The 21594-nt window shown below is 68.1% G+C and carries 22 protein-coding genes; 7 read left to right on the forward strand and 15 right to left on the reverse strand.

Features of this window, described 5'->3' with window-relative positions:
* Positions 1 to 11: 11 nt before the first annotated feature.
* The 4 genes from DSM104443_RS04145 to trxA form a co-directional block, all read right to left on the reverse strand.
* Positions 12 to 1688: an ArnT family glycosyltransferase gene (locus DSM104443_RS04145; protein WP_171089730.1), complete on the reverse strand. Its 1677-nt coding sequence runs from the start codon at positions 1686 to 1688 to the stop codon at positions 12 to 14.
* Positions 1689 to 1757: 69 nt separating this feature from the next.
* Positions 1758 to 2027: a type B 50S ribosomal protein L31 gene (locus tag DSM104443_RS04150; protein WP_171089732.1), complete on the reverse strand. Its 270-nt coding sequence runs from the start codon at positions 2025 to 2027 to the stop codon at positions 1758 to 1760.
* Between the two features lie 229 nt (positions 2028 to 2256).
* Entirely contained in the window at positions 2257 to 3516 is a 1260-nt protein-coding gene (gene rho / locus DSM104443_RS04155; protein ID WP_171089734.1) for a transcription termination factor Rho, read from the reverse strand.
* A 165-nt stretch (positions 3517 to 3681) separates the two neighbouring features.
* Positions 3682 to 4008 carry a thioredoxin TrxA gene (gene trxA / locus DSM104443_RS04160; protein ID WP_171089736.1) on the reverse strand — a complete coding sequence of 109 codons (327 nt, stop codon included), beginning with the start codon at positions 4006 to 4008 and terminating at the stop codon, positions 3682 to 3684.
* Between the two features lie 165 nt (positions 4009 to 4173).
* Between trxA and fdxA the strand changes: the two genes are divergently transcribed.
* Both fdxA and DSM104443_RS04170 read left to right on the forward strand, forming a co-directional pair.
* Positions 4174 to 4497, forward strand: coding sequence for a ferredoxin FdxA (gene fdxA / locus DSM104443_RS04165; protein ID WP_171096205.1), 324 nt, complete (start codon positions 4174 to 4176; stop codon positions 4495 to 4497).
* 90 nt (positions 4498 to 4587) lie between these two features.
* Positions 4588 to 4962, forward strand: coding sequence for a hypothetical protein (locus DSM104443_RS04170; protein WP_171089737.1), 375 nt, complete (start codon positions 4588 to 4590; stop codon positions 4960 to 4962).
* A gap of 124 nt (positions 4963 to 5086) precedes the next feature.
* Here DSM104443_RS04170 and DSM104443_RS04175 read toward each other — a convergent pair whose 3' ends face one another.
* The 3 genes from DSM104443_RS04175 to DSM104443_RS22005 are packed head-to-tail and all read right to left on the reverse strand — an operon-like array spanning position 5087 to position 7592.
* Complete coding sequence (locus tag DSM104443_RS04175) at positions 5087 to 6073, reverse strand: cytochrome d ubiquinol oxidase subunit II (RefSeq protein WP_171089739.1); 987 nt, start codon at positions 6071 to 6073, stop codon at positions 5087 to 5089.
* A gap of 1 nt (position 6074) precedes the next feature.
* On the reverse strand, positions 6075 to 7427 hold the full coding sequence (locus DSM104443_RS04180; protein WP_171089742.1) for a cytochrome ubiquinol oxidase subunit I: 1353 nt from the start codon (positions 7425 to 7427) through the stop codon (positions 6075 to 6077).
* A 30-nt stretch (positions 7428 to 7457) separates the two neighbouring features.
* Positions 7458 to 7592 carry a hypothetical protein gene (locus DSM104443_RS22005; RefSeq protein ID WP_281359547.1) on the reverse strand — a complete coding sequence of 45 codons (135 nt, stop codon included), beginning with the start codon at positions 7590 to 7592 and terminating at the stop codon, positions 7458 to 7460.
* Between the two features lie 155 nt (positions 7593 to 7747).
* Between DSM104443_RS22005 and DSM104443_RS04185 the strand changes: the two genes are divergently transcribed.
* The 4 genes from DSM104443_RS04185 (at position 7748) to DSM104443_RS04200 (ending at position 14972) form a co-directional block, all read left to right on the forward strand.
* Entirely contained in the window at positions 7748 to 10531 is a 2784-nt protein-coding gene (locus DSM104443_RS04185) for a PD-(D/E)XK nuclease family protein (RefSeq protein WP_171089744.1), read from the forward strand.
* Positions 10528 to 13902 carry a UvrD-helicase domain-containing protein gene (locus DSM104443_RS04190; RefSeq protein WP_171089746.1) on the forward strand — a complete coding sequence of 1125 codons (3375 nt, stop codon included), beginning with the start codon at positions 10528 to 10530 and terminating at the stop codon, positions 13900 to 13902. The genes DSM104443_RS04185 and DSM104443_RS04190 overlap by 4 nt, the downstream gene beginning before the upstream one ends.
* 87 nt (positions 13903 to 13989) lie before the next feature.
* Positions 13990 to 14508: a hypothetical protein gene (locus DSM104443_RS04195; RefSeq protein WP_246232506.1), complete on the forward strand. Its 519-nt coding sequence runs from the start codon at positions 13990 to 13992 to the stop codon at positions 14506 to 14508.
* 11 nt (positions 14509 to 14519) lie between these two features.
* Entirely contained in the window at positions 14520 to 14972 is a 453-nt protein-coding gene (locus DSM104443_RS04200; RefSeq protein WP_171089748.1) for a cupin domain-containing protein, read from the forward strand.
* Here DSM104443_RS04200 and DSM104443_RS04205 read toward each other — a convergent pair.
* Together DSM104443_RS04205 and DSM104443_RS04210 are read right to left on the reverse strand one after the other, a co-directional pair.
* A complete protein-coding gene (locus DSM104443_RS04205; RefSeq protein ID WP_171089750.1) occupies positions 14933 to 16501 on the reverse strand; it encodes an FAD-dependent monooxygenase in 1569 nt (522 codons plus the stop codon). The two genes, DSM104443_RS04200 and DSM104443_RS04205, sit on opposite strands and share 40 nt — an antisense overlap.
* Positions 16502 to 16505: 4 nt before the next feature.
* Complete coding sequence (locus DSM104443_RS04210) at positions 16506 to 17357, reverse strand: HTD2 family dehydratase (protein WP_171089752.1); 852 nt, start codon at positions 17355 to 17357, stop codon at positions 16506 to 16508.
* Between the two features lie 9 nt (positions 17358 to 17366).
* On the opposite strand from DSM104443_RS04210, the gene DSM104443_RS04215 reads away from it, so the two are divergent.
* The gene (locus DSM104443_RS04215; protein WP_171089754.1) at positions 17367 to 18017 is read left to right on the forward strand and encodes a cation/multidrug efflux pump; all 651 of its coding nucleotides are present in this window, start codon (positions 17367 to 17369) and stop codon (positions 18015 to 18017) included.
* Between the two features lie 7 nt (positions 18018 to 18024).
* On the opposite strand, the gene DSM104443_RS04220 is transcribed toward DSM104443_RS04215, so the two are convergent.
* From DSM104443_RS04220 to DSM104443_RS04245, 6 genes are read right to left on the reverse strand one after another with little or no spacing between them, the layout of a single operon-like run.
* Entirely contained in the window at positions 18025 to 18171 is a 147-nt protein-coding gene (locus DSM104443_RS04220; protein ID WP_171089756.1) for a DUF3096 domain-containing protein, read from the reverse strand.
* A 32-nt stretch (positions 18172 to 18203) separates the two neighbouring features.
* Positions 18204 to 18878, reverse strand: a complete 675-nt coding sequence (locus DSM104443_RS04225) for a YceH family protein (protein ID WP_171089758.1) — start codon at positions 18876 to 18878, stop codon at positions 18204 to 18206.
* A gap of 25 nt (positions 18879 to 18903) precedes the next feature.
* The gene (locus DSM104443_RS04230; protein ID WP_171089760.1) at positions 18904 to 19773 is read right to left on the reverse strand and encodes an alpha/beta fold hydrolase; all 870 of its coding nucleotides are present in this window, start codon (positions 19771 to 19773) and stop codon (positions 18904 to 18906) included.
* On the reverse strand, positions 19749 to 20453 hold the full coding sequence (locus DSM104443_RS04235) for an alpha/beta fold hydrolase (RefSeq protein WP_171089762.1): 705 nt from the start codon (positions 20451 to 20453) through the stop codon (positions 19749 to 19751). The genes DSM104443_RS04230 and DSM104443_RS04235 overlap by 25 nt, the downstream gene beginning before the upstream one ends.
* Positions 20413 to 21387 carry an alpha/beta fold hydrolase gene (locus tag DSM104443_RS04240; RefSeq protein ID WP_171096209.1) on the reverse strand — a complete coding sequence of 325 codons (975 nt, stop codon included), beginning with the start codon at positions 21385 to 21387 and terminating at the stop codon, positions 20413 to 20415. Before DSM104443_RS04240 ends, DSM104443_RS04235 begins: the two co-directional genes overlap by 41 nt.
* Positions 21388 to 21579: a hypothetical protein gene (locus tag DSM104443_RS04245; RefSeq protein WP_171089764.1), complete on the reverse strand. Its 192-nt coding sequence runs from the start codon at positions 21577 to 21579 to the stop codon at positions 21388 to 21390.
* Positions 21580 to 21594: the final 15 nt, after the last annotated feature.

Below are 21594 nucleotides of genomic sequence, written 5' to 3' on the forward strand. Positions count from 1 at the left end.
TCTGACCCTAATTATTTCTTCTCGCGTCCGTAGAGGACGAAGAGCTCGGTCTTGTCGCCCGGGCGCGAGCCGCGCCACAGCTCGGTCCAGCCGGGTTCGGCCGGCGGGACGCGATCGGGCGAGGCCTGGACGATGCGGGCCTTGCACACGTTCGCGTATTGCCCCTCGGCGCGCTGGAAGAAGATACCCGCGTAGCGGTTCAGCAGCGCGCGCTGGCCGTCGCCGACGTTGACGCCGATCGCGCACAGGTAGCCCGTCGGCAGCTTCTCGGCGAGCGACTGGCCGACGCCGCGGTAGGAGCGCGCGTGGTCAATGGCGGGAACGCCGAGCGTCATCACCAGCATCCACACCATCGTGATGCCGGCGGCCCAGTTCACCAGCGCACGTCGCGTGGTGCGCAGCGACCGCGCCACCACCACCAGCCACACGAGAGAGAGCAGCGCGGCGAAGGCGAACGGCAGGAAGCGGAACGGATACTTGAAGCCCGGGACTTGTTGCTGTCCCAGGACGGCAACGGCCTCCGGGCTTCCGGTGAGCATTGCGATCCAGGCGATCCAGATCATCGCACCGAGCAGGAAGAAGGTCGTCACGCCGAACCAGTCGAGCGCGCTCGCCGCGCCTCGCTTGAGGGTATCGATCTCCGCGACGCCGAGGAGCGACAGCGGCAGCAGCAACGGCAGCGCGTTGATCTCTCGCGCCTCGCCGAAGAGCGACACGAGCACGAGGAAAACGAGGAACGCCACGAACGGCATCTGCAGGTCGCGGCGCTCGGCGAGGTTCTTGCGCGCTCGCCAGAGGCTCCACGCGGCGAGCGGCCACGCCGGCCACGCGTACCAGGGCAGGATCTTCACGAAGTACACGGTGTCCTGCAGGCCCGTGCGATCGGCTTCGTCCCCCGACCAGCGCGAGGTGGTGGCGCGAGCGAGCCAGCCCGCGAGATCCGCCTTGGGGTTCGCCACGAGCAGCGCGGGCCAGAGTGCCAGCAGCGGCAGGGCGCAGAGCAGCGCGATACTGGCGGTGATGCCGTAAGCGCGCGTGCGGTAAGCAGGAGCGGCGAGGGGCAGCGCGATCGCCGTCACCGTGAGCATCGCGAGCGGAAGGAAACCGTCGCCGAGGAATGCGACGCCGGCGCCTGCGCCGAGCATCATGCCGGCAAGCTTCGGCCGGCGGATCGACAGGGCGAGGCCGTAGAGGCCGAGCGCGATGCCGGTCAGGCCCGCGAGGTCGCTGCTCATCTCGTGCGCGCGGATCAGCAGGCCCACGCAGCCGATGAAGAGGAGCACGCCGATCCGCATCGCGCGCTCGCCCATCAGCTCGAAGGCGGCAAACGAAATGCAGGCGAGGGTGCCCGACATGAAGAGCCCGGCTGCGAGGCGCGCCGCATCGTGCAGCGGGATCCACGATTGCAGGAGCTTGCCGAGCGCGGCGGCCACCCAGAAGAAGAGCGGCGCCTTGCCGGGATACGGCTCGCCCGCGATCTGCAGCAGGCTCCAGTCGTTCAGCCGCAGGATCTCGGAGACGATGCCGAAGGCGATCGCTTCGTCGCCCTTCCACGGATCGTGTCCCACCAGGCCGGGGATGATCCATGCGAGGCAGACGACGAGGAAGAGGCCGGTCTTTACGGGCGTACGCGTGCCGTCGTAGGAGATGCGGCCGCGGATCGAATCGGAAATCTGGCTTGTGGCCATGGTCGCTATTCTAGGCCGGGCAATAAAAAAGGCAGCCGGAAGGCTGCCTTTTCTTGCGGAGCGAAGCGATTACTGCGCGGCCTTGCCGGCGGCGGGCTTCTTCGCGTAGCGCTTCTTGAACTTGTCGACGCGGCCAGCCGTATCGACGATCTTCTGCTTGCCCGTGTAGAAGGGGTGCGACTCGGCGGAGATCTCGATCTTGTAGACCGGATATTCCTTGCCGTCCTTCCACTTGATCGTCTCGCTCGTCGCGACGGTCGAACGCGTCACGAAGCCGAAATCGCAGCTGGTGTCGAGGAACACGACCTCGCGGTAATTGGGGTGGATACCTGCTTTCATCTTCTTCGCGCCTTTCGCCGGGAGCAGTTCGGGCTCGTGTGAGTTCGGAGCGCCGAGGTAAAGAAAGCCATTATCCCGGAAAACGTCAATCAAAGCAATAGCTTGGACGTTAATCCCCCCTTGCGGAGGCCGGGAATACGTAAGGCCGCGAAACTGCTGGAAAATTCCGGGCCGCGGGGGGCCCGGGACGGCCCCGGAAAGGGGGTTCCGGGGGGCTTCCGGCGGCCGGTCAGCCGCGTTTCATGGCGTTGAAGAACTCGTCGTTGTTCTTCGTGGCCCGGAGCTTGTCCAGCAGGAATTCCGTGGCTTCCAGCTCGTCCATGCCGAACAGGAGCTTCCGGAGCACCCAGACCTTGGGGAGGATCTCCGGGGCGATCAGGAGCTCCTCGCGGCGGGTGCCGGAACGGTTCACGTTGATCGAGGGATAGACGCGCTTCTCGGCCATCCTGCGATCCAGGTGGATCTCCATGTTGCCGGTGCCCTTGAATTCCTCGTAGATCACGTCGTCCATGCGCGAGCCCGTGTCGATGAGGGCCGTCGCGATGATCGTGAGCGAGCCGCCTTCCTCGACGTTCCTCGCGGCGCCGAAGAAACGCTTCGGGCGCTGCAGGGCGTTGGAATCCACGCCGCCGGTGAGCACCTTGCCGGAGGCCGGCACCACGGTGTTGTAGGCACGGGCGAGGCGCGTGATCGAGTCCAGCAGGATCACGACGTCCTTCTTGTGCTCGACCAGGCGCTTGGCTTTTTCGATCACCATCTCGGCCACTTGCACGTGGCGGGTGGCCGGTTCGTCGAACGTGGAGGCGACCACTTCACCTTTGACGGTGCGGGTCATCTCCGTCACTTCCTCGGGGCGCTCGTCGATCAGCAGGACGATCAGCACGCACTCGGGATAGTTGGAGGTGATGGCGTGGGCCATGTGCTGCATCAGCACCGTCTTGCCGGCCTTGGGCGGCGAGATGATGAGGCCGCGCTGGCCCTTGCCGATGGGCGCCATGATGTCGATCACGCGGCCGGTGAGGTTTTCCTCGGCCTTGATGTCGCGCTCGAGGACGAGCGATTCATCCGGGTGCAGCGGCGTGAGGTTCTCGAAGAGGATCTTGCTCTTCGCGTTCTCGGGCGGCTCGCCGTTGACCTTGTCGACCTTCACCAGCGCGAAGTAGCGCTCGCCGTCCTTCGGCGTGCGGATCTCGCCCTCGATCGAATCCCCGGTGTGGAGATTGAAGCGGCGGATCTGCGAGGGGGAGACGTAGATGTCGTCCGGGCCGGCGAGGTAGCTGGTGTCCGGCGAGCGCAGGAAGCCGAAGCCGTCCTGGAGGACCTCGAGGGTCCCGTCGCCGAAGATGGCCTCGCCTTTCTTCGCATGTGCTTTCAGGAGCGCGAAGATCAGTTCCTGCTTGCGAAGCCGGTTGGCGCCCTCGAGCTCGGCCACATTGGCCATGTCGACGAGCTCCTGGACGTGCTTGAGCTTGAGTTCGGATAAGTACATGCCGGGGAGACCTACATCAGGGGACATGAATGAGCCCGGAATGACCGCACGGGCGGGGGTGAAGCGGGTGAGTCCGGGGGGATTGCCTGGCTGCGGGGGGTGCTGCGGGTCGCGGAAGAAGACTGTTACGAGCGAACAGCCAGGATGAAGCTCAATCTATCGGGTTCAGATATTGCTGTCAATGAACGCGGCGAGCTGCGTCTTCGAGAGCGCGCCGACCTTGGTGGCCTCGAGGTTGCCGTTCTTGAAGATCATCAGCGTCGGGATGCCGCGGATGCCGTACTTGGGCGGCGTGGCCTGGTTCTCGTCGATGTTGAGCTTGGCGATCTTGAGGCGGCCCGCGTACTCCTGCGCGATCTGGTCCAGCGCGGGAGCGATCATCTTGCAGGGGCCGCACCATTCGGCCCAGTAGTCCACGAGGACCGGCAGCTGGGATTGCAGGACCTGCTCCTCGAAACTGTCGTCGGTGATATGGGTGATGTTTTCGCTCACGGGGGGTGCCTCTGGCTGGGATCTGGGGATGCGCCGCGAAGGGTTCAAGGGGGCGCGAGATGGAGGGCATTTTAGGCCAATCCCTGCGGAGGTGGCAAAGCACGGGTTGGGAGGCCTTCGATCCGTCTGGTAAAATTCGTGTCCCTTCAGAGAGGCCTGCCCGTCATGACGTACGTGGTCACCGAGTCCTGCATCAAGTGCAAGTACACCGATTGCGTGGACGTGTGCCCGGTCGACTGCTTCCGTGAAGGCCCCAATATCCTCGTGATCGACCCGGACGAGTGCATCGACTGCACGCTGTGCGTGGCCGAATGCCCGGTCGAGGCGATCTTCGCCGAGGACGACGTTCCCGCGGACCAGAAGGACTTCATCGCCCTCAACGCGGAGCTCGCCAAGGTGTGGAAGCCCATCGTCGAGCGCAAGCCCGGCCCGCCGGATGCCGACGCGTGGAAGGACGTGAAGGAAAAGCGGCAGCTGCTCGAGAAGTAGACGCCTTCTCCCGTCCGGCGCAGACTGACCGCGCCGCAAGGCTCGCGAACCCCCTCCTCGGGGAGCGACCATCGATAAGGGAGAATAAGAATGATCGGTTTCACCAAGATGGCTGGCGCCACACTGCTTCTCGCGGGTGCATTCCTCGCCCCCGCTGCATCCGCCGAATCGGACATGGACTTCACGATCGAGAACCAGACCGGGTTCACGATCAAGGAGCTCTATGTGAGCCCGGGCAAGAAGGACACCTGGGGCAAGCAGATCCTCAAGTCCCCGATGAAGGACGGCGACACCCGCAAGATCACCTTCAAGCCCACGGCCAAGGTGCAGTCCTATGACGTGAGGGCCGTGTACGCCGACGGCGGCAAGCCGGTCTGGTACGACATCGAGCCGGCCAACATCAGCAAGGTCACGCTCAAGTGGGACAAGCAGAACCGCAAGACCATCCTCGTCAAGCACCGCTAGTCAAAGCCGTACGGGGTCAGAGCAATAAAGGGGTCAGGACAACTTATTCGAAAAAAGAAGCGTACGAATAAGTTGTCCTGACCCCTTTATTGCTCGAAAAGACGTCCCGCCCTTTATATCGCGCTCAGTCGTACAGGCCGGCCTTGGCCTTGCCGCCGAACACGCGGTACGCGACGATCGTGTAGCCCACGATGAACGGCAGCACGATGAGCGCGCCGATCAGCGTCACCTTGAGCGCCGACGGATGCGCGGCCGCTTCCCAGATGGTGAGGCGGTCGATCACCACGTAGGGGAAGAGGCTGTAGGCGAGCCCCAGGAACGAGATCGAGAAGATCGCGACCACGCCCGCGAACGGCTGCCAGTCGTGCACGGCGTGTCCCTTGCGGAATCGGCCGACGCCGCGCCACACCCAGATCCACGCCGCGAGGCTCGCCGCCGGAAGCAGCATCAGCGCGAGCGTCGAGGGGAAGTCGAACCACTTGCCGCGCACCGTGGCGCTGATGAGCGGTGTCGCGATGCTCACCAGCGCGACGCCGAGCGCCACCCACAGCAGTCCCCAGCGCGCCCACAGCACGGCCTTCTTCTGCAGGTCGCCCTCGGTCTTGCCGATGAGCCACGTCGAGCCCAGCAGCACATAGCCGCCGCAGACGCTGGCGCCGACCACGACGTTGAACATGTAGTTGAAGAAGCTGCGCTCGAAGCCGGTGATGTAGCTGCCCAGCATCACGCCCTGGCAGAACGAGGCGAGGAACGAGCCCGCCCAGAAGAGCCAGTTCCAGAGGTCGCGGTGCCAGCCGAGCGCCTTCATGCGGAACTCGAACGCCACGCCGCGCAGCATGAGGCCCACGAGCATCGCGACGACCGGCAGGTACAGCGCACCGAGCACGATGCCGCTCGCCGCCGGGAACGCGATCAGCAGGATGCCCACGCCGAGCACGAGCCACGTCTCGTTCGCGTCCCAGAACGGGCCGATCGAGGAGACCATCACCGACTGCTCTTCGTTGGTGGCGGCCGGCATCAGCATGCCCACGCCGAGGTCGTAGCCGTCCAGCACCACGTAGGCGAGGACGGAGACGCCCATCAGCACCATGAAGATGAGCGGCATGTCCATGCTATTTCGCCGCTCCGGGAACCAGCGCGGCTCCGGCCTGGGCCACTTCCTTCTCCGCGACCCTGGCGCCCTTGCCGGCCATGTGCGTGAGCACGATCATGTACGCCACGAGCATGCCGCTGTACGTGAGGACGTATGCGGTGAGGCTGGCGCCGAGCTGCGCGCCGGAGATGTCGCCCACGGCGTCCTTGGTGAGCAGCAAGCCGGTGACGAGCCAGGGCTGGCGTCCCATCTCGGTGACGATCCAGCCGGCGAGCGTCGCGATCCAGCCCGCGAACGTGAAGCCCGCGAAGGTCCAGAGCGCCCAGACCGGAGCGAGCTTCGCGCGTCGTGTAACCCAGGCGCCCAGCCACGCGAGCGCGATCATGATCATGCCCATGCCGACCATCACGCGGAACGCGTAGAACACCGGGCCCACCGGCGGGTTGTCCTTGAAGTCGTTCAGGCCCTTCACTTCACCGTCGAGCGAGTGCGTGAGGATCAGCGAGGAGAGCTTGGGGATCTCGATCGAGTAGTCGTTCCTGCGCGTGCGTTCATTGGGGATCGCGAAGAGCACGAGCGGAATGCCCTTCTGCGTCTCCCACAGGCCTTCCATGGCCGCGACCTTCGCCGGCTGGTGCTCGAGCGTGTTCAGGCCGTGCTGGTCGCCCACGAAGGCCTGCACGGGCGCGAAGAAGGCGGCGAAGAGGATGCCCACGCGCATCGTGCGGCGAGCCCCCATGTCGCCGGGCGCCTTCAGCAGCCGCCACGCGGAGAGGCCGGCCACCGCGAACGAGCCGGTGATCGCCGAGGCGCACATCATGTGTACGAAGCGGTAGGGGAACGAGGGATTGAAGATCACCGCGAACCAGTCGGCGGCGATGTACTGGTTGCCGTCCAGCACGTGCCCGGCGGGCGTCTGCATCCACGAGTTGAGCGCAAGGATCCAGAAGGCCGAGAGCGAGGTGCCGGCCGCGACCAGGAACGCCGAGGTGATGTGCACCCAGTCGGGCACGCGGTTCATGCCGAACAGCATGATCCCGAGGAACGTCGCCTCGAGGAAGAACGCGGTCAGGACCTCGTAGCCGAGGAGCGGGCCGGCGATCGCGCCGACCTTCTTCATGAAGCCGGGCCAGTTGGTCCCGAACTGGAAGGACATCACGATCCCGGTCACCACGCCCATGGCGAACGTGAGCGCGAAGATCTTCACCCAGAGCTGGTAGGTCGCGAGCCAGGCGGGCTCGCGATTGCGCTGGTACAGGACGCGGAAAATGAAGAGGAACCACGCGAGCGAAATCGTCAGCGTGGGGAAGAGAATGTGGAACGCGATGTTCAGCCCGAACTGGGCTCGCGCCAGTTGCAGTGCTTCGTCCATAGCGTGCCCATTATAGGCACGCGGGGGACGTCAGTGTGCGATCAGGCTCGCGTAGACCTCGGGAACGGCGTTGCCTTCGTCGGCGATGAGGACGCCCAGGCAGAGCGTCGCGGCGACGAGCACGGCGAGGTAGGCGATTGCGGCGTATCCGTCACGGCGTTGCATGGTGATGCTCCAAGGGCTTGCATTGAATATGGGGCCAGTATCCGGATTGCAAGACCGCGAGGCTCGTCGCTTGTAACCGATTCACGCGTCGGAATCCGCCTACTCCACCGTAGGGCAGGCGCAAGGGATTCCCGCCGGCGGCTTATCATTCGGCGATGCCCTTTCCCGGAATCGCCCGTGCGGCCCTTCTCGAGCGGCTCCTGCGGGGCCATGCCGAGCGCCTGACGGTCCTCACGCCGAATCGGCGGCTCGCCGACTGGCTGGTGGCGCAAGTGGACGCGATCCACGTCGCTGCCGGGCAGGCTTCCTGGGAAGCGCCCGACGTGCTCGCCTTCCCCGATTTCGTCCAGCGTTGCTACGACGAGGCGGCACACGCCGACGGAGGCGCCGAACTGCCGGTGGTCCTGGAGGACCCCGCATCGCGGCTCCTGTGGGAGGAAGCGATCCGCGCCAGCCGCTGGGGGCGCGAGCTGGTTTCCATTCCGTCGACCGCGGCACTCGCTGCCGACGCCTGGGCGTTGGCCCACGCGTGGCGCATCGAAGGCGCGCTGGGCGGCGAGGCGCGGGGCGAGGACGCGGAAGCCTTCGTCGAATGGGCGGAGGAGTACGTCCGCCGCACCGCGCGCGACGGATTTGCGGAAGCGGCACGCCTGCCCGCGCGGGTGGCGGCGCATCTCGGTGCGATCCCGCTGCCGCATGCCCTCGTGCTTTACGCGTTCGACCTGCTCACGCCCCAGCAGCGCGATTTCGTGGACGCCCTGGAGCGCGCGGGCGTCACCGTCCACGTTTCGGAGGAACCCACGCCGCCGGGCGACGCGGTGCCTGCGCGCGTCGAGGTGCAGACTCCGCGCGACGAGCTCGAGCACGCGGCGCGCTGGGCTCGAGCGCGCCTGGAGGCTTCGAAGGGCGCGAGGTCGCCCCGCATCGGCATCGTGATCCCCGATCTCGCCCAGCGCCGCCGCGAAGCGGCCCGCATCTTCTCGCGCACCTTCGCGCCGGCCGGCGTGGCCCCCGGCGAGCGTCGTGCACCGCTCTTCAACCTGTCGCTCGGCGAGCCGCTGTCCCAATACCCGCTGGTCGATGCCGCGCTCGCGTTGCTCGAGCTCGCGGCCGGGCCGTTCGACTTCGACCGCGCGAGCCGGCTGATCCGCTCGCCGTTCCTCGCGGACGCCGAGGGCGAGCTCGGCGACCGTGCCCGGCTCGATGCGGCGCTGCGCCGCATGGCGCCGGCATCGCTCACGCTGAACCGCCTGCGCACGGCGATCTCGCAGGCGGTCCGCCGCGAGCACGCGCCGGAATGCCCGCGGCTGCTGGGCCTTCTCGACCGTGTCGTGGATGCCGCGCGCGGGCCGGCACGCGCGGCCCCCCACGATTGGGCAAAACGCTTCAGCGAGATCCTCAAGGCCGCGGGATTCCCCGGCGAGCGGACGCTCGACTCCGACGAGTACCAGACGCTGGAGAAGTGGCGCGACGCGCTCTCCGGCCTGGCCGCGCTCGGTCTGGTCGCCGGTCCCTGGAGTGGCGCGGAGGCGCGCTCGCGGCTGCAGCGCACCTGCGCGGAGACGCTCTTCCAGCCGCGCTCCGGCGCCGCGCCGGTCCAAGTGCTGGGCCTGCTCGAATCGGCGGGCCTCGATTTCGACCACCTGTGGATCTGCGGGCTGACCGAGGACAAGTGGCCGCTCAGCGCACGCCCGCATCCGTTGATCGCGCCGTCGCTGCAGCGCAAGGCCGGCATTCCGCAGGCGAGCCCGGAGCAGGCGCTCGAGATCGACCGCCGCATCACCGCCGGCTGGAAGCTCGCCGCGCGCGAAGTCGTCTTCAGTACGGCCCGCGCCGACGGGGACCGCGAGCTGCTGCCGAGCCCGCTGATCGCCGTCCTCGATGCCACTGACGTCGCGAAGCTGGGGATTCCCAAGTACGCGCAGCTGCGCACGGCGCTCTTCAAGGCGGGCGGCCGGAAGGCCATGAGCTATCCGCACGACGACAACGGGCCCGGCGTCGCGTCGCCCGCCGTGAAGGGCGGATCGCGCATCCTCGTCGACCAGGCCGCGTGCCCGTTCCGTTCCTTCGCGCACTTTCGCCTCGACGCGCACGAGCTGGAGCGTCCCGAGCACGGCCTGGGTCCGCTCGAGCGCGGCACGCTGCTGCACGAGATGATGGGACGCATCTGGGAAGTCCTGAAGGACCAGGCGACGCTGAGGGCCTCCGGAGCGGAAGCGCTCCAGTCGCTTGCGCTCGAAGCGGCAAGCCATGCGATCAAGCAGGTCGCGCTGGACCGCCCGGGCCGTCTCGACGGGAAGTTCGCCGAGCTGGAGCAGAAGCGGCTCGCCCAGGTCGCGATCGAATGGCTCGAGCTCGAGAGCCTGCGCACCACGCCGTTCACGGTGACGCTGCGCGAAAAGGAGATGAAGCTCGACGCGGGCCCGTTGCAATTGGACGGACGCATCGACCGCGTCGACCGCCTCGAGACGGGCGGCATCTCGGTGTTCGACTACAAGTCCGGGCGGGTCAGCATTGCCTCGTGGCTGGGCGAGCCGCCCGACGACGCGCAGCTCCCGCTCTACGCGCTGACGCTGGGCGTGGACGACGTGCGCGCCGTCGCGTTCGCGCGCCTGAAGACGGGTGACCGCGGCTTCGCCGGCCTTTCGAAGGACGCCGACACCGGCATCGACGGCGTGAAGGTGCCGCAGCAGCACGCGATCGCGAAGAAATACGCGGACGACTGGCGCGGCCTCTTCCGTTTCTGGGGCGAGCAGGTCACCGCGCTCGGCGAAAATTTCGCCGCGGGCGACGCGCGTGTCGATCCGAAGCAATTGCTGCGCACCTGTGAACGCTGTGACTTGAAGTCGTTATGCCGGGTGCACGAGCGTCTCGGCGCCCTCGACGAAGGCGAGGAGTTCGCGGAGAGCAGCCGCGAGGATGACGAGGAGGCCGAATGAGCGGGCCGGACATCGTCGACGCCGCCGAGCGCGCGAAGGCGCTCGATCCCGAGCGCTCGCTGATCGTCCAGGCGCCGGCGGGCTCCGGGAAGACGGGGCTGCTGATCCAGCGCTACCTGCGGTTGCTCGCGACCGTGGGCAAGCCCGAGGAAGTCCTCGCGATCACGTTCACGCGGAAGGCCGCGGCCGAGATGCGCCGGCGAGTGCTGGAGGCCCTGCAACTCGCGCGGGTGGGCCATGCGCCGAGGGAGGCGAACCAGGCACTGACGTACAAGCTCGCGAGCGACGTGTTGGCGCGCGACAGTGAGCAGCACTGGGACATCCTGGACAACGTCGCGCGGCTTCGCATCCAGACGATCGATTCGCTCTCGGCCTCGCTCGCGCGCCAGATGCCGGTGCTCTCGCGCCTCGGGGCGCCGCCCGCGATCATCGACGATGCACGCGAGCTCTATCGCGAGGCGGCGGAGCGTACGCTGGCGCTCGTCGACAGCGCGGATGCGACCGCGGGCGATGTCGCGCGAGTCTTGGACCACCTCGACGGCGAGTGGGCCACGGCTCGGGACCTTCTGCAGTCCATGCTGGGCAAGCGCGACCAGTGGCTGAAGCGCGTGAACGACTTCCACGGCGACCACAACGCGCGCGAGTCGCTGGAGGCGGGCTTCCGGATCGAGCGCGCGCGCATCCTCGGCAGCGTGCATGCGACGTTCCCGCGGCACCTCGCCGCGCCGCTCGCGCGCCTCGGGCGCTATGCGAGCGACAACATTTCGCGAACGAATCCGGATTCCCTGATCGCACGCCTCGTCGACATGGCGGGCCTGCCCGCGCCCGACGAAGCCGGCGCGGACAGCTGGTGCGCGCTCGCCGCGATGATGCTCGTGAAGGAAGCGCGCTTCCGGAAGACCGTCGACAAGGGCGTGGGCTTCCCACCGGAAAAGGGCGCGGGCACATTCAAGGAAGGGATGATCGAGCTCTTGGGCCAGCTCGCCGAGGTCCCGGGCCTGTGCAAGGCGTTGGACGCCGTGCGCCGGATGCCTCCCGCCACGTACTCCGACGAGCAGTGGAGCGCGCTCGGCGCGATGGTCGCGCTGCTTCCGATCGCCGACCAGCAACTGCGCGAGGTCTTCGCCGAGCGCGGCGAGATGGACTTTGCCGGCATCGCGCAGCACGCCGTCCTCGCGCTGGGAACCGATGAGCAACCCACCGACTTGCTGCTGGCGCTCGACACGAAGATCCGCCACCTGCTCGTCGACGAATTCCAGGACACGTCGCACGCGCAGTGGGACCTGCTGCATCGCCTGACCGGCGGCTGGGAGCCGGGCGATGGACGGACCGTGTTCCTGGTGGGCGATCCGATGCAGTCCATCTATCGCTTCCGCGAAGCCGACGTCGCGCTCTTCCTGCGCGCACGCACGCACGGCCTGCCCAATGTGCCGCTGGAAGACGTGCGCATCCGCACCAACTTCCGTTCGCGCGCGGGCATCGTGCACTGGGTGAACGAGCACTTCCCGAACATCCTGCGCGGCAGCGAGGATCCGGACGCGGGCGCGGTCGAGTATTCGCCGTCCGCGGCCCACCATCCGGGCGAGCTCCTTCCCGCGGTGACGTGGCATCCGTTCCTCGGCACGGACCAGGCCGAGGCGCACAAGCGGGAGGCGGACGAAGTGGTGCGCCTCGTGAACGAAGCCCTGGCGCTCGAGCCCGAAGGAACGATCGCGATCCTCGTCCGCGCGCGGACGCATCTCGACTGGATCGTGCGCAAGCTTCGCGGCGCGAAGGTGAAGTTCCGCGCCGTCGACATCGAGCCGCTCGAGGGCCGGCAGGTGATCCAGGACCTGCTGGCCGTCACGCGCGCGCTCTCGCATCCCTCCGATCGCGTCGCGTGGCTCGGGCTGCTGCGCGCCCCGTGGTGCGCGATGCGCCTGTCCGATCTCCAGGCGCTTACCGGCGGCGAGGTGACGCGCGAGGGCAACCGCAGGACCGTGTGGGAGCTCATGAACGACCCCGCCCGATCCGCTGGCTTGAGTCACGAGGGCCGGCAGCGCATGGAGCGCGTGCGTTCGGCGCTCCAGCCGTTCGTCGTGCACCGCCTGCGCGGAACCTTGAGGGAACGGGTCGAAGCGGCATGGCTCGCGCTGGGCGGTCCGGCGTGTGCGTTCACGGCCGGCGACCTCGACGATGCGGAGACCTTCTTCGACCAGCTCGACAAGCTCGAGCATGCCGGCGAGCTCCCCGATCCCGGCATGCTGAACGAGCAGCTCGAGAAGCTCTACGCCGCGCCGGATACCGGCGAGGACGCGCGCGTGCAGATCATGACGATCCACAAGGCCAAGGGCCTCGAGTTCGGCACCGTGATCGTGCCGGGGCTCGATCGGGTCCCGCGGGGATCGGACCGGCCGTTGTTCGCGTGGAAGGCGCGCGCCTCCGGCAGCATGCTGATGGCACCGATCCGGCCGGCGCGCGATCCGGGCGAGCCCGCGTACGACTACCTGCGCGCGCTGGAGAAATCCGCGTCGCAGCACGAGCTGGAGCGGTTGCTGTACGTCGCCGCCACGCGGGCGGAGAAGCGGCTGCACCTGATGGGCTATGCGCGGCTCGAGGTGAAGGACGGCCGCGGAGTACCCCGCAAGGCGCCCGCGACCACGCTGCTCGGCAAGGCGTGGAGCGCGGCGGAGCCCGATTTCCTGCGGGCCGTGGATCGCTTCATGGCGGACCCGATCCCGCCAGCGGAGGAAGAGAAGATCCGCACGGAGCTGCGCACGCTCGATGTGTCGGTGCTCGCCGTGCGCGTGCCACAACCGGCGTGCACGGCGCCGCCGCAGCCGCTCGACGAATCGCGGCCGATCGAATACGTGTGGGCCGATCCGTCGGCGCGCCATATCGGCACCGTGGCGCACGGCTGGCTGCAGCGGATCGCGGTCGAAGGCCTCGACCGGTGGGACGGGAAGCGCGTGGCGTCGCTCGCGCTCCGCGTTTCGCGCGAGCTCGCCCGGCTGGGCGTTCCCAACGAAGGGCGCGACGCCGCCGTGGCGCGCGTGCTCGCGGCGGTGCAGGGCGCCATCTCCCACGACCGCGGCCGGTGGATCCTCGGGCCGCATCCGGATGCGAAGTGCGAATACCGTATCCGCGTGCCCGCGCCTGGCGGCGTACGCACGCTCGTCATCGACCGCCTCTTCACGTTCGAGGGCCGGCCGTGGATCGTCGACTACAAGACCTCGTCCCACGAGGGCGGCGACCTCGAGGCGTTCCTGGACTCGGAGAAGGAGCGCTACGCCGGCCAGATGGCGCGCTACGTCCCCGCGTTCCGCGGCGCGCCGGGCTCGCTGGGCCTGTACTTCCCGCTCGTGGAAGGCTGGCGCGAGTGGGAAGGCTGATACCGCAACCAACGGCCCGCGCGCTTGTCCCAACTGCGCCACGCTGAGCTGGAAGTACACGCGGTTCAAGATAAAAGGAGAACAACGATGAACGAGAACCGGCCGATGAAGACGCTGCTGAAGGCGTTCCCCCTCATCCACGGCGTGATGGCGGCGCTCTTCGCGGGCGCGGCGCTGATGCTGATCGCGATCGCGGCCCGGCTCGGCTGGAGCGCCTTCGCGGGAGAGTTCGGCCGCGGCGACGCGCAGCAGATCATCGAGGCCGTGGGTCTCCTCGCCGCCGCCGTGGTGGCGCTGCAGATCTCGCAGACGATCACCGAGGAAGAGGTCGTGCGCAGCGCCCACGTGAGCGGCCCGACGCGCGTGCGCCGCTTCCTCTCGCGATTCCTGGTGGTGATCGTGGTGGCGCTCGCGATCGAAGGCCTGGTGGCGACGTTCCGCGCGCACGAGGATCCCGCGCAGCTCTTCCCCGCGGCGGCGCTGGTCGTCTCCGTGGGCGTACTCTTGATCGGCTGGGGCTGGTTCGTTCGCCTCAACCGCTACGCCGAGGAGCTCGAGCCCGAGGCGATGCAGGAAGCCAAGCGGGAGGACCGCAAGCTCAAATAGGGGAGGAAGCCATGCACGCGTTCCCGATTCGAATCGCACTCTCCAGTGTCGCGCTGGCCCTCGCGGCCGGCGCCACGGCCGCGGAGCCGGATCCCGCGGTGCTGGGCTACAAGATGCCCGCGGACCTCACCTGGACCGAGAGCTCCGCGAATCCGGGCTTGAGCAGCGCCGTGCTCTATGGCGATCCCGCAAAGCCCGGGCCGTATGCGGTGCGCAACCGCTTCAAGCCCGGCTCCTTCAGCCGGCCGCACTTCCATCCGAACGACCGCGTGATCGTGGTCCTTTCGGGAACGTGGTGGATCGGCACCGGGGAGAAGTTCGATCCCGAGAGCACCAAGGCGATGCCACCCGGGAGCGTCACCGTGCACTACGGCGGCAAGGTCCACTACGACGGCGCGAAGACCGAGCCGTGCGAGATCCTCATCTACGGCATCGGCCCGGCGACGAGCACGCGCGTGCCGTAGTAGCGTTGCAGCTCCGCGGTTTCGAGCCGCGTGCCGCAGAGGCCAATGTGCCCGTCGGGGCGCACCAGGTAGAACGAAGGCTTCGCGATGCCGGATTCGGCGAGCACGGCGTCGTTCGCGGGATCGTCCGGAATTTCGTGCGCCTCCAGCAGGCCAGCGTACGACGGCAGGTCCTTCGGCAGCGGCTGGCCGAACACAAGCAGATGGCAGCGCGTGTCGTCGAGCGCGAAGACATCCTCGACGGCGCCGCCTGCGCGCAGCTTGAGCCTGAGCCACGGGAAGCGATCGCCCGCGTGCGGCGCTCCGTGCGGTAATCCCGCGAGGTCCGTGGACAGAGACCGCCCGCGATAGTGGATACCGGTCTGCGAGACGGTGAGGAACGCCGCCCTCTGGATGCGCCGGTTGCTCATCGCCATCGCCGCCACGCGCGCGAGCACGTGGGTGCGCAGCAACCCCGCGAGCCAGCTGTCCGAGACCACGACGCGGAACGCGCGATCGGTGGTGTCCAGCAGGCGCTTCGCGACCGGCATGCGCTCTTCGGCATACGTATCGATCATCGACTCGGGTGCCCGGCCCTGCACGACGAGTGCCAGCTTCCAGGCGAGGTTGTACGCGTCCTGCAGGCCGGTGTTCATGCCCTGCGCGCCGACGGGGCTGTGGATATGCGCGGCGTCTCCGAGCACGAAGCAGCGGCGGTCGCGGAAGCGCTCTGCGCTGCGATGGTGGATGCGATACGTGGAGAACCACGAGCACGTGCGGAACGACAGGGCCGACTCCGACTCGCCCTGGATCGACGGCACGACGTCGTCGAACCCGAGGTCTTTCCTCTCGCGCATTCCCTCCGGCACGATGCCCACGATCCGCCAGTGGTCCTTCCCGCGCATGGGGAAGAACAGGTGGAAGCCCGCGCGCCACAGGTAGACGTTCACTTCGTCCGGGACCATGGTGCCGGTCATCTCCACGTCGGCCACGTAGAACACGTGCTCGTACGGTGCGCCTGGAAATGCGATGCCGTTCAGCTCGCGCACGGCGCTGTGCGCGCCATCGCAGCCCGCGATCCACGCGGCATCGAGCGTGCGGGACGTGCCATCGGGCATCTTCAGCGTCGCGCTCGCATGGTCCGTGTGCTGCTCGAGGGCGGTGAGCTCCGTATTCCATTCGACGGCGACGTTCCAGTCGCGCAGGCGGTCGCCGAGGATGCGTTCGTTGTCGTCCTGGCCGAGCACGAGGATGTACGGGTACGGCGTGATCCCGCTGCCCGCGTCGCCGAGCGGAATGCGTCCGGTGTGCTTGCCGTTCGCCCAGATGTCGCCGCCCGTGCCCTTCTTGCCGAGCTGGAGCGCACGATCGATCACGCCCAGGTGCGAGTAGATCTCGAGCGTGCGGGCGTGGACGCCGAGGGCGCGTGTCTCGCGCGAAGGGCCCGCGTGGCGATCGATGATTCGCGCGCGTACGCCGCGGCGCGCGAGCTGGTTCGCGAGCATCAGCCCCGTGGGCCCGGCACCGACGATCAGGACATCGGTATCCAAGGGATCACCAGGACGCTTCGGCCTGCATCGTGACGGCGCCGTCCGCGTCGCGCGTCCAGAGATTCGCCTGCGCGGCGCCTTCGCCCGGGCGGCCACAGACTTCGAAGGCTGCGGTGTCGAAGAGCGGGCGCATCGCGCGAAACGCGTAGCGTTTCACGTCGACGCCGGGAAGGCTGCGCCGCAGGAGGTCGATCAGCAGCGTGGCGATCAACGGCCCGTGCACGATGAGCCCCGGATAGCCTTCGACTTTCGTCACGTACGGCAGGTCGTAGTGGATGCGGTGCCCGTTGAAGGTCACGGCCGAATAGCGGAAGAGGAGGACGGGATCGGGCTCGATCGTGCGCGACCAGGTTTCGTTCGACGGCGCGGGAGCTGGATCGGCCACGGCCTTGCCCGTGTCGCCGCGATAGACGATGTCGTGCTCGTCGACGATCGCGAGGCCCGCCGGACCGGAGATCTCGTGGCGCACGGTGACGAAGACCAACGTGCCGCTGCGCCCTTCCTTCACCTTGACGTCGGCGATGCGTGACAGGCGAGTTGCCGCCGCACCGATCGGTAGCGCCTGGCGGAATTCGATGCGGCTTCCCGCCCACATTCTTCGCGGCAGCGGAACCGGCGGCAGGAATTCGCCTCTGATCGCATGCCCGTCGGGACCGACCTGCGACTGGCGATGGACCGGTAGAAAGTACAACCAGTGGGCGAGCGGCGGGATCGCGTCGCCCGGTTTCGGGGGCGGATCGTCGCGGTCGAGGAGGGCGGCCAGGGCCGCCACCGGCGCGGCGGCGATCGTGTCCTCGATCGTTTCGGTCCGTCCGACCCAGGCGGTGAGCGTCGAGGCATCCATGCGTGCGAGCATAATCGAACCATGTTCATCCTGAGCGTCACGATCGTCTGCGCGCTGTTCGCGGCGCTGTTCTTCGCCTTCGCGATGGAGCGCTGGCGCCGCGGGCGCGTCCTCGCCGGCGGAGCGCACCTGCTCTTCTCGATGTTCCTCGCCGCCTCGGCCGCGGCCGTGGGCCTTCTCGGCGGAACGCTCATGACCTACTCGCGTCTCACGCACGAGCAGCCCGCGATGGAAGTGGGCCTGAAGCGCATCGGCGACCGCCACTTCCAGGCGAAGGTCACTTACCCGTCGGCGGTGGTGCAGGAGTTCGAGTTGCTCGGGGACGAGTGGCAGGTCGATGCAAGGTTGCTCAAGTGGACCGGCACGGCGACGCTGCTCGGATTCGACACGGCCTACCGCCTGGAGCGGCTGAGCGGCCGCTATACGGACATCGCGAGGGAGAAGACCGCGCCGCGCACGGTGCACGCCCTCGCGCCCCCGGACACCGTGGACGTCTGGGACCTCGCCCGGCGCAGCAAGACGTATGTGCCCTGGGTGGACGCGCTGTACGGAAGCTCGACGTTCGTCCCCATGGCCGACGGCGCCACCTACGCGGTGAGCGTCTCGCCCACGGGGCTGGTCGCGCGCCCGCTGAACCAGGCCGCGCGCGAATCCGTGGGCGGCTGGCGCTGAGCGCGCGTCAGAACTTGAGGTTGATCGGCCCGAAGAGCCCGACGATGCCCACCACGATCAGGTAGACCGCGATGATGTAGTTGAGCAGCTTGGGCATGATGAGGATGAGGACGCCGGCGATGAGCGAGATGAGCGGGCCAAGTGTGACTTGCATCTTTTTCTCCTGGGTTGTGCGCGTGGTGCGTCCTATGACAGCGGCGGCACGCCGAGTTCCTTGCACAGCCGCGCCACGGTTTCCTTGAGGCTCGCCACCTCCGCCTGGAGGTGATCGACGTTCGCCTTGATCGCCGCCAGCTCGCCCGCCGTGAGCGAATCCCCGTCACGGGCCGGCTGGGATGATTCGGCAGTTGCCGCTGCGGCGGGAATCGCCGATTCGCCGGACAGCAGGTGGGCCCAGCGCGCCTCGCGCGATCCCGGCTGGCGCGCCAGTTGCCGCACGAAGCCGCGCTCGGCCAGCTCGTCCAGGAAGCCCTCGACCGCCGAGATGTCGCCGAACTTGTGCAGCCGGTCGGTGTTGATGCGCAGCTCGCCGGGCGTCTGCGGACCTCGCAGGAACAGCACCGCGAGGATCGCGACCGACTGGCCCGGCACGTTGAGCACCTTGCCGGCGTTGTGCGCGTAGCGCATCACGCGCCCGCCGCTCGACTCCACCACGAGGGAGAGCGCCTTCAGGTGGTCGATCACGGCCTGCACCTCGGCCTCGCTGGCCTCGATGACGGGGTCGCGGCTCGTCTTCTGGTTGCAGCCGGAGACGAGCGAGTTCAGCGTGAGCGGATAGGTGTCGGGAACGGTGTGCTGCTTCTCGACCAGCACGCCGACCACGCGCGTCTCGAGCAGGGAAAGAATGGGCAGGTTCGACATGGCCTGCAGCTTAGCAATAAAGGGGTCAGACCACTTTATTCGCGATCCAGGTCTCGATCGCCTCGCGCATTTCCTTCGGGCACTCCATCGGGATCCAGTGCTTCGCCTCGAGCTCGATCACGTCGCACCGGGGAAGCTTCGCCAGCGCCGAGCGCGTGGCCGCGGGATCGGTGAACGTGCTGTGGCGCGAGAGCATCGCGAGCGCCGGGGTGGCGATCGATTCGAACGGCGGCAGCTCGCCCGTCACCGCGAGGAGGTCGCGGAAGTAGCTGCCGCTGGGAAGCGTCTTCAGGTCGAGCAGCGGCGCGGCGTAGAGGTCGAGTGCTCCACCCTCCGAAGCACCGCCTGCCATCGCCGCGCGCGTACGGCCGTCCAATTCCTCGAGGTCGAGCTGCGGCAGGTGGCGGCGGTAGATGCCCAGCGCATTGAAGACGCGGGCGAGGCCCGAGAGCACGTGGAGCAATCCCCGCAATCGTGCCGTGCGATCCATCACGCCGATGAGGGACGATCGCGGCAAGGGTTCGACCAGCAGCAAGCCCTGAGCACGCGCCGGATGCAGCGCGCCGAACGCGAGCGCGATGTTGGCGCCGAGGCAATGGCCGCCGACGATGCCGCGCTCGAAGCCTTCGGCGGCGAGGATGCCGGCGATGTCGTCGCACCATTCGCGCATTCCCGCGGGCTTGCGCCACACGGATTCGCCCTGGCCGCGGCGGTCGATGCGGATCAGCGACCAGTCCTTGCGAAGCCGCGTGTCGGCGACGAATTCCCACCAGCGCGTGGCGTTGCTCGCGACGCCGTGCAGCAGCACGATCGCGCCACGCGGCTTCGCGGGGCGCCAATGGCGGTAGAAGATCGAGGCGCCGTCGGGCGCTAGCCAGCGATGCGTTGCATCCATGCGCGCAGCCTCGCGCTCACCGCTTCGGGCTGCTCGAGCGACGAGATGTGGCCGCAGTGCTCCACGATCTCGAGCACGGCGCCGGGGATGCCGCTGGCCATCTCTTCGCTCACCTCGAAGGGCATGATCGCGTCCTCGCGCGCGGCGAGCACCATCGCGGGCGCGCGGATCGCTCCGAGGTGCGCTCGGCTGTCGATGCGCCCGATGATCGCGCGCTGCTGGCGCTTGAATCCCTCCACGCCGACCGCGGCCGCCATGTCGTCCAGCCCCTTCACGAGCGAGGCATTGGCGACGTGATCGGGATGCAGCAGCTTCGGCACCAGCGTCGTGTTCACCGCGGGGAAGTCCTTGTCCGCGAGCGCCATGAGGCGATGCCGGTTGGCGATGGACTCGGGCGAGTCGGCGCGTGCGTTGGTGTTGAGAAGGGCGAGGCCCGAGACGCGCTCCGGCACCTGGCGCATCACTTCGAGCGCGACGTATCCGCCCATCGAAAGCCCGGCCACGGCGAAGCGTCCTGCGGGCATGCGCGCAATCGCGGACGTCGCGAGCGCGGCGATCGTGTCGGCGCCGGTCAGGTCGGCGACGACCGGCGAGGCGATATCGGAGAGGGCGTGGACCTGCGGTGCGAAGAGGCGGGCGTCACACAACAGCCCGGGCAGCAGCAACAAGCTTGTCTTCATCGCGCCAGTGTACCGGCGCCCCGAGGAAGCCGCGCACGAGCGCGGCCTGCGCTTCGTTCATGAGCGAAGGCGCATGCCCGCAGCCCGGAATCTCCTCGAGCCCGACCTCGGGATGGCGCAGCAGCATCGACTCCGCGACCATGCGCGGGAACACATCCGACTCCGCGCCGCGCAGCAGCAGCACGGGGCACGTGACGCGCTGCCAAGCGTCCCAGAAGAAGAGTCCGGGCGCCAGCGGCATCGGACCCACCATGCGCGCGATCGCGGGATCGAAATGGATGGCGTATCCCGATTCGACGCGCCGCGAGCCGTGGATCGCGAGCTCCTTCCACTGCGCATCGGAGATCTCGCCCCATTCGCGGCGCGTCTTGCGCAGGTGCGCCTCGACGGCCGCGAGCGACTTGAAGCTTCGCGGCGCCTCGAGGTTGCGCGAGATGTGTTGCAGCGCGGGCATGGGCAGGAAGGCGCCGACGTCGTTCATCACGAGCCTGCGGATCGGCGTGTTGGGCTGGGCCGCGAGCAGCATGCCGAGGAGGCCGCCCATCGAGGTGCCGACCCAATCGACCTCGCGCACGTCGAGCCGCGCGAGGAGCGTGTTCATGTCGGTCAGGAACTGCGGGAAGTTGTACTCGAGCGCGGAGCCGAGCCATCCGCTCTCGCCGCGGCCCGCGACGTCGGGGCACACAACGCGGTGCGTGCGCGAGAGTTCGCGGGCGAGGAAATCGAAGTCGCGGCCGTTGCCGCTATAGCCGTGGGCGCAGACGACGACGCGGGGATTGCCGGGATCGCCCCACGACGTGGCATGGAGGCGATGGAACCCCGCGGGCCCCAGGCCGAGGAAGTGCTCGTGGCGGGGCGGTGTGTCGGACCTGGCGGTCCGTTTCCGCGGGAGGTCGGTGGGTTCCGGCGCGGCCCGGGGGCCGCGCGGTTCCAGTCAACGCGCCGGGGAGGTCTTCTGGACGCGGGTGAGGGTGCCGGGATTGCGCGACGCCGGGAGCTTGCCGAACATCTCGGCCGTCCCGATCCACAGGTCGGCGAGGAACTCGCCCAGGGCAATCCCCACGTCGGCGCTGCGCTGCACACGGGCCTCGCGGATGAGTCTCTGGATGCGGATGTTCTCGTTCATTTGGCCATCTCCTTG

Source organism: Usitatibacter rugosus (genome assembly GCF_013003965.1).
GTDB lineage: Bacteria > Pseudomonadota > Gammaproteobacteria > Burkholderiales > Usitatibacteraceae > Usitatibacter > Usitatibacter rugosus.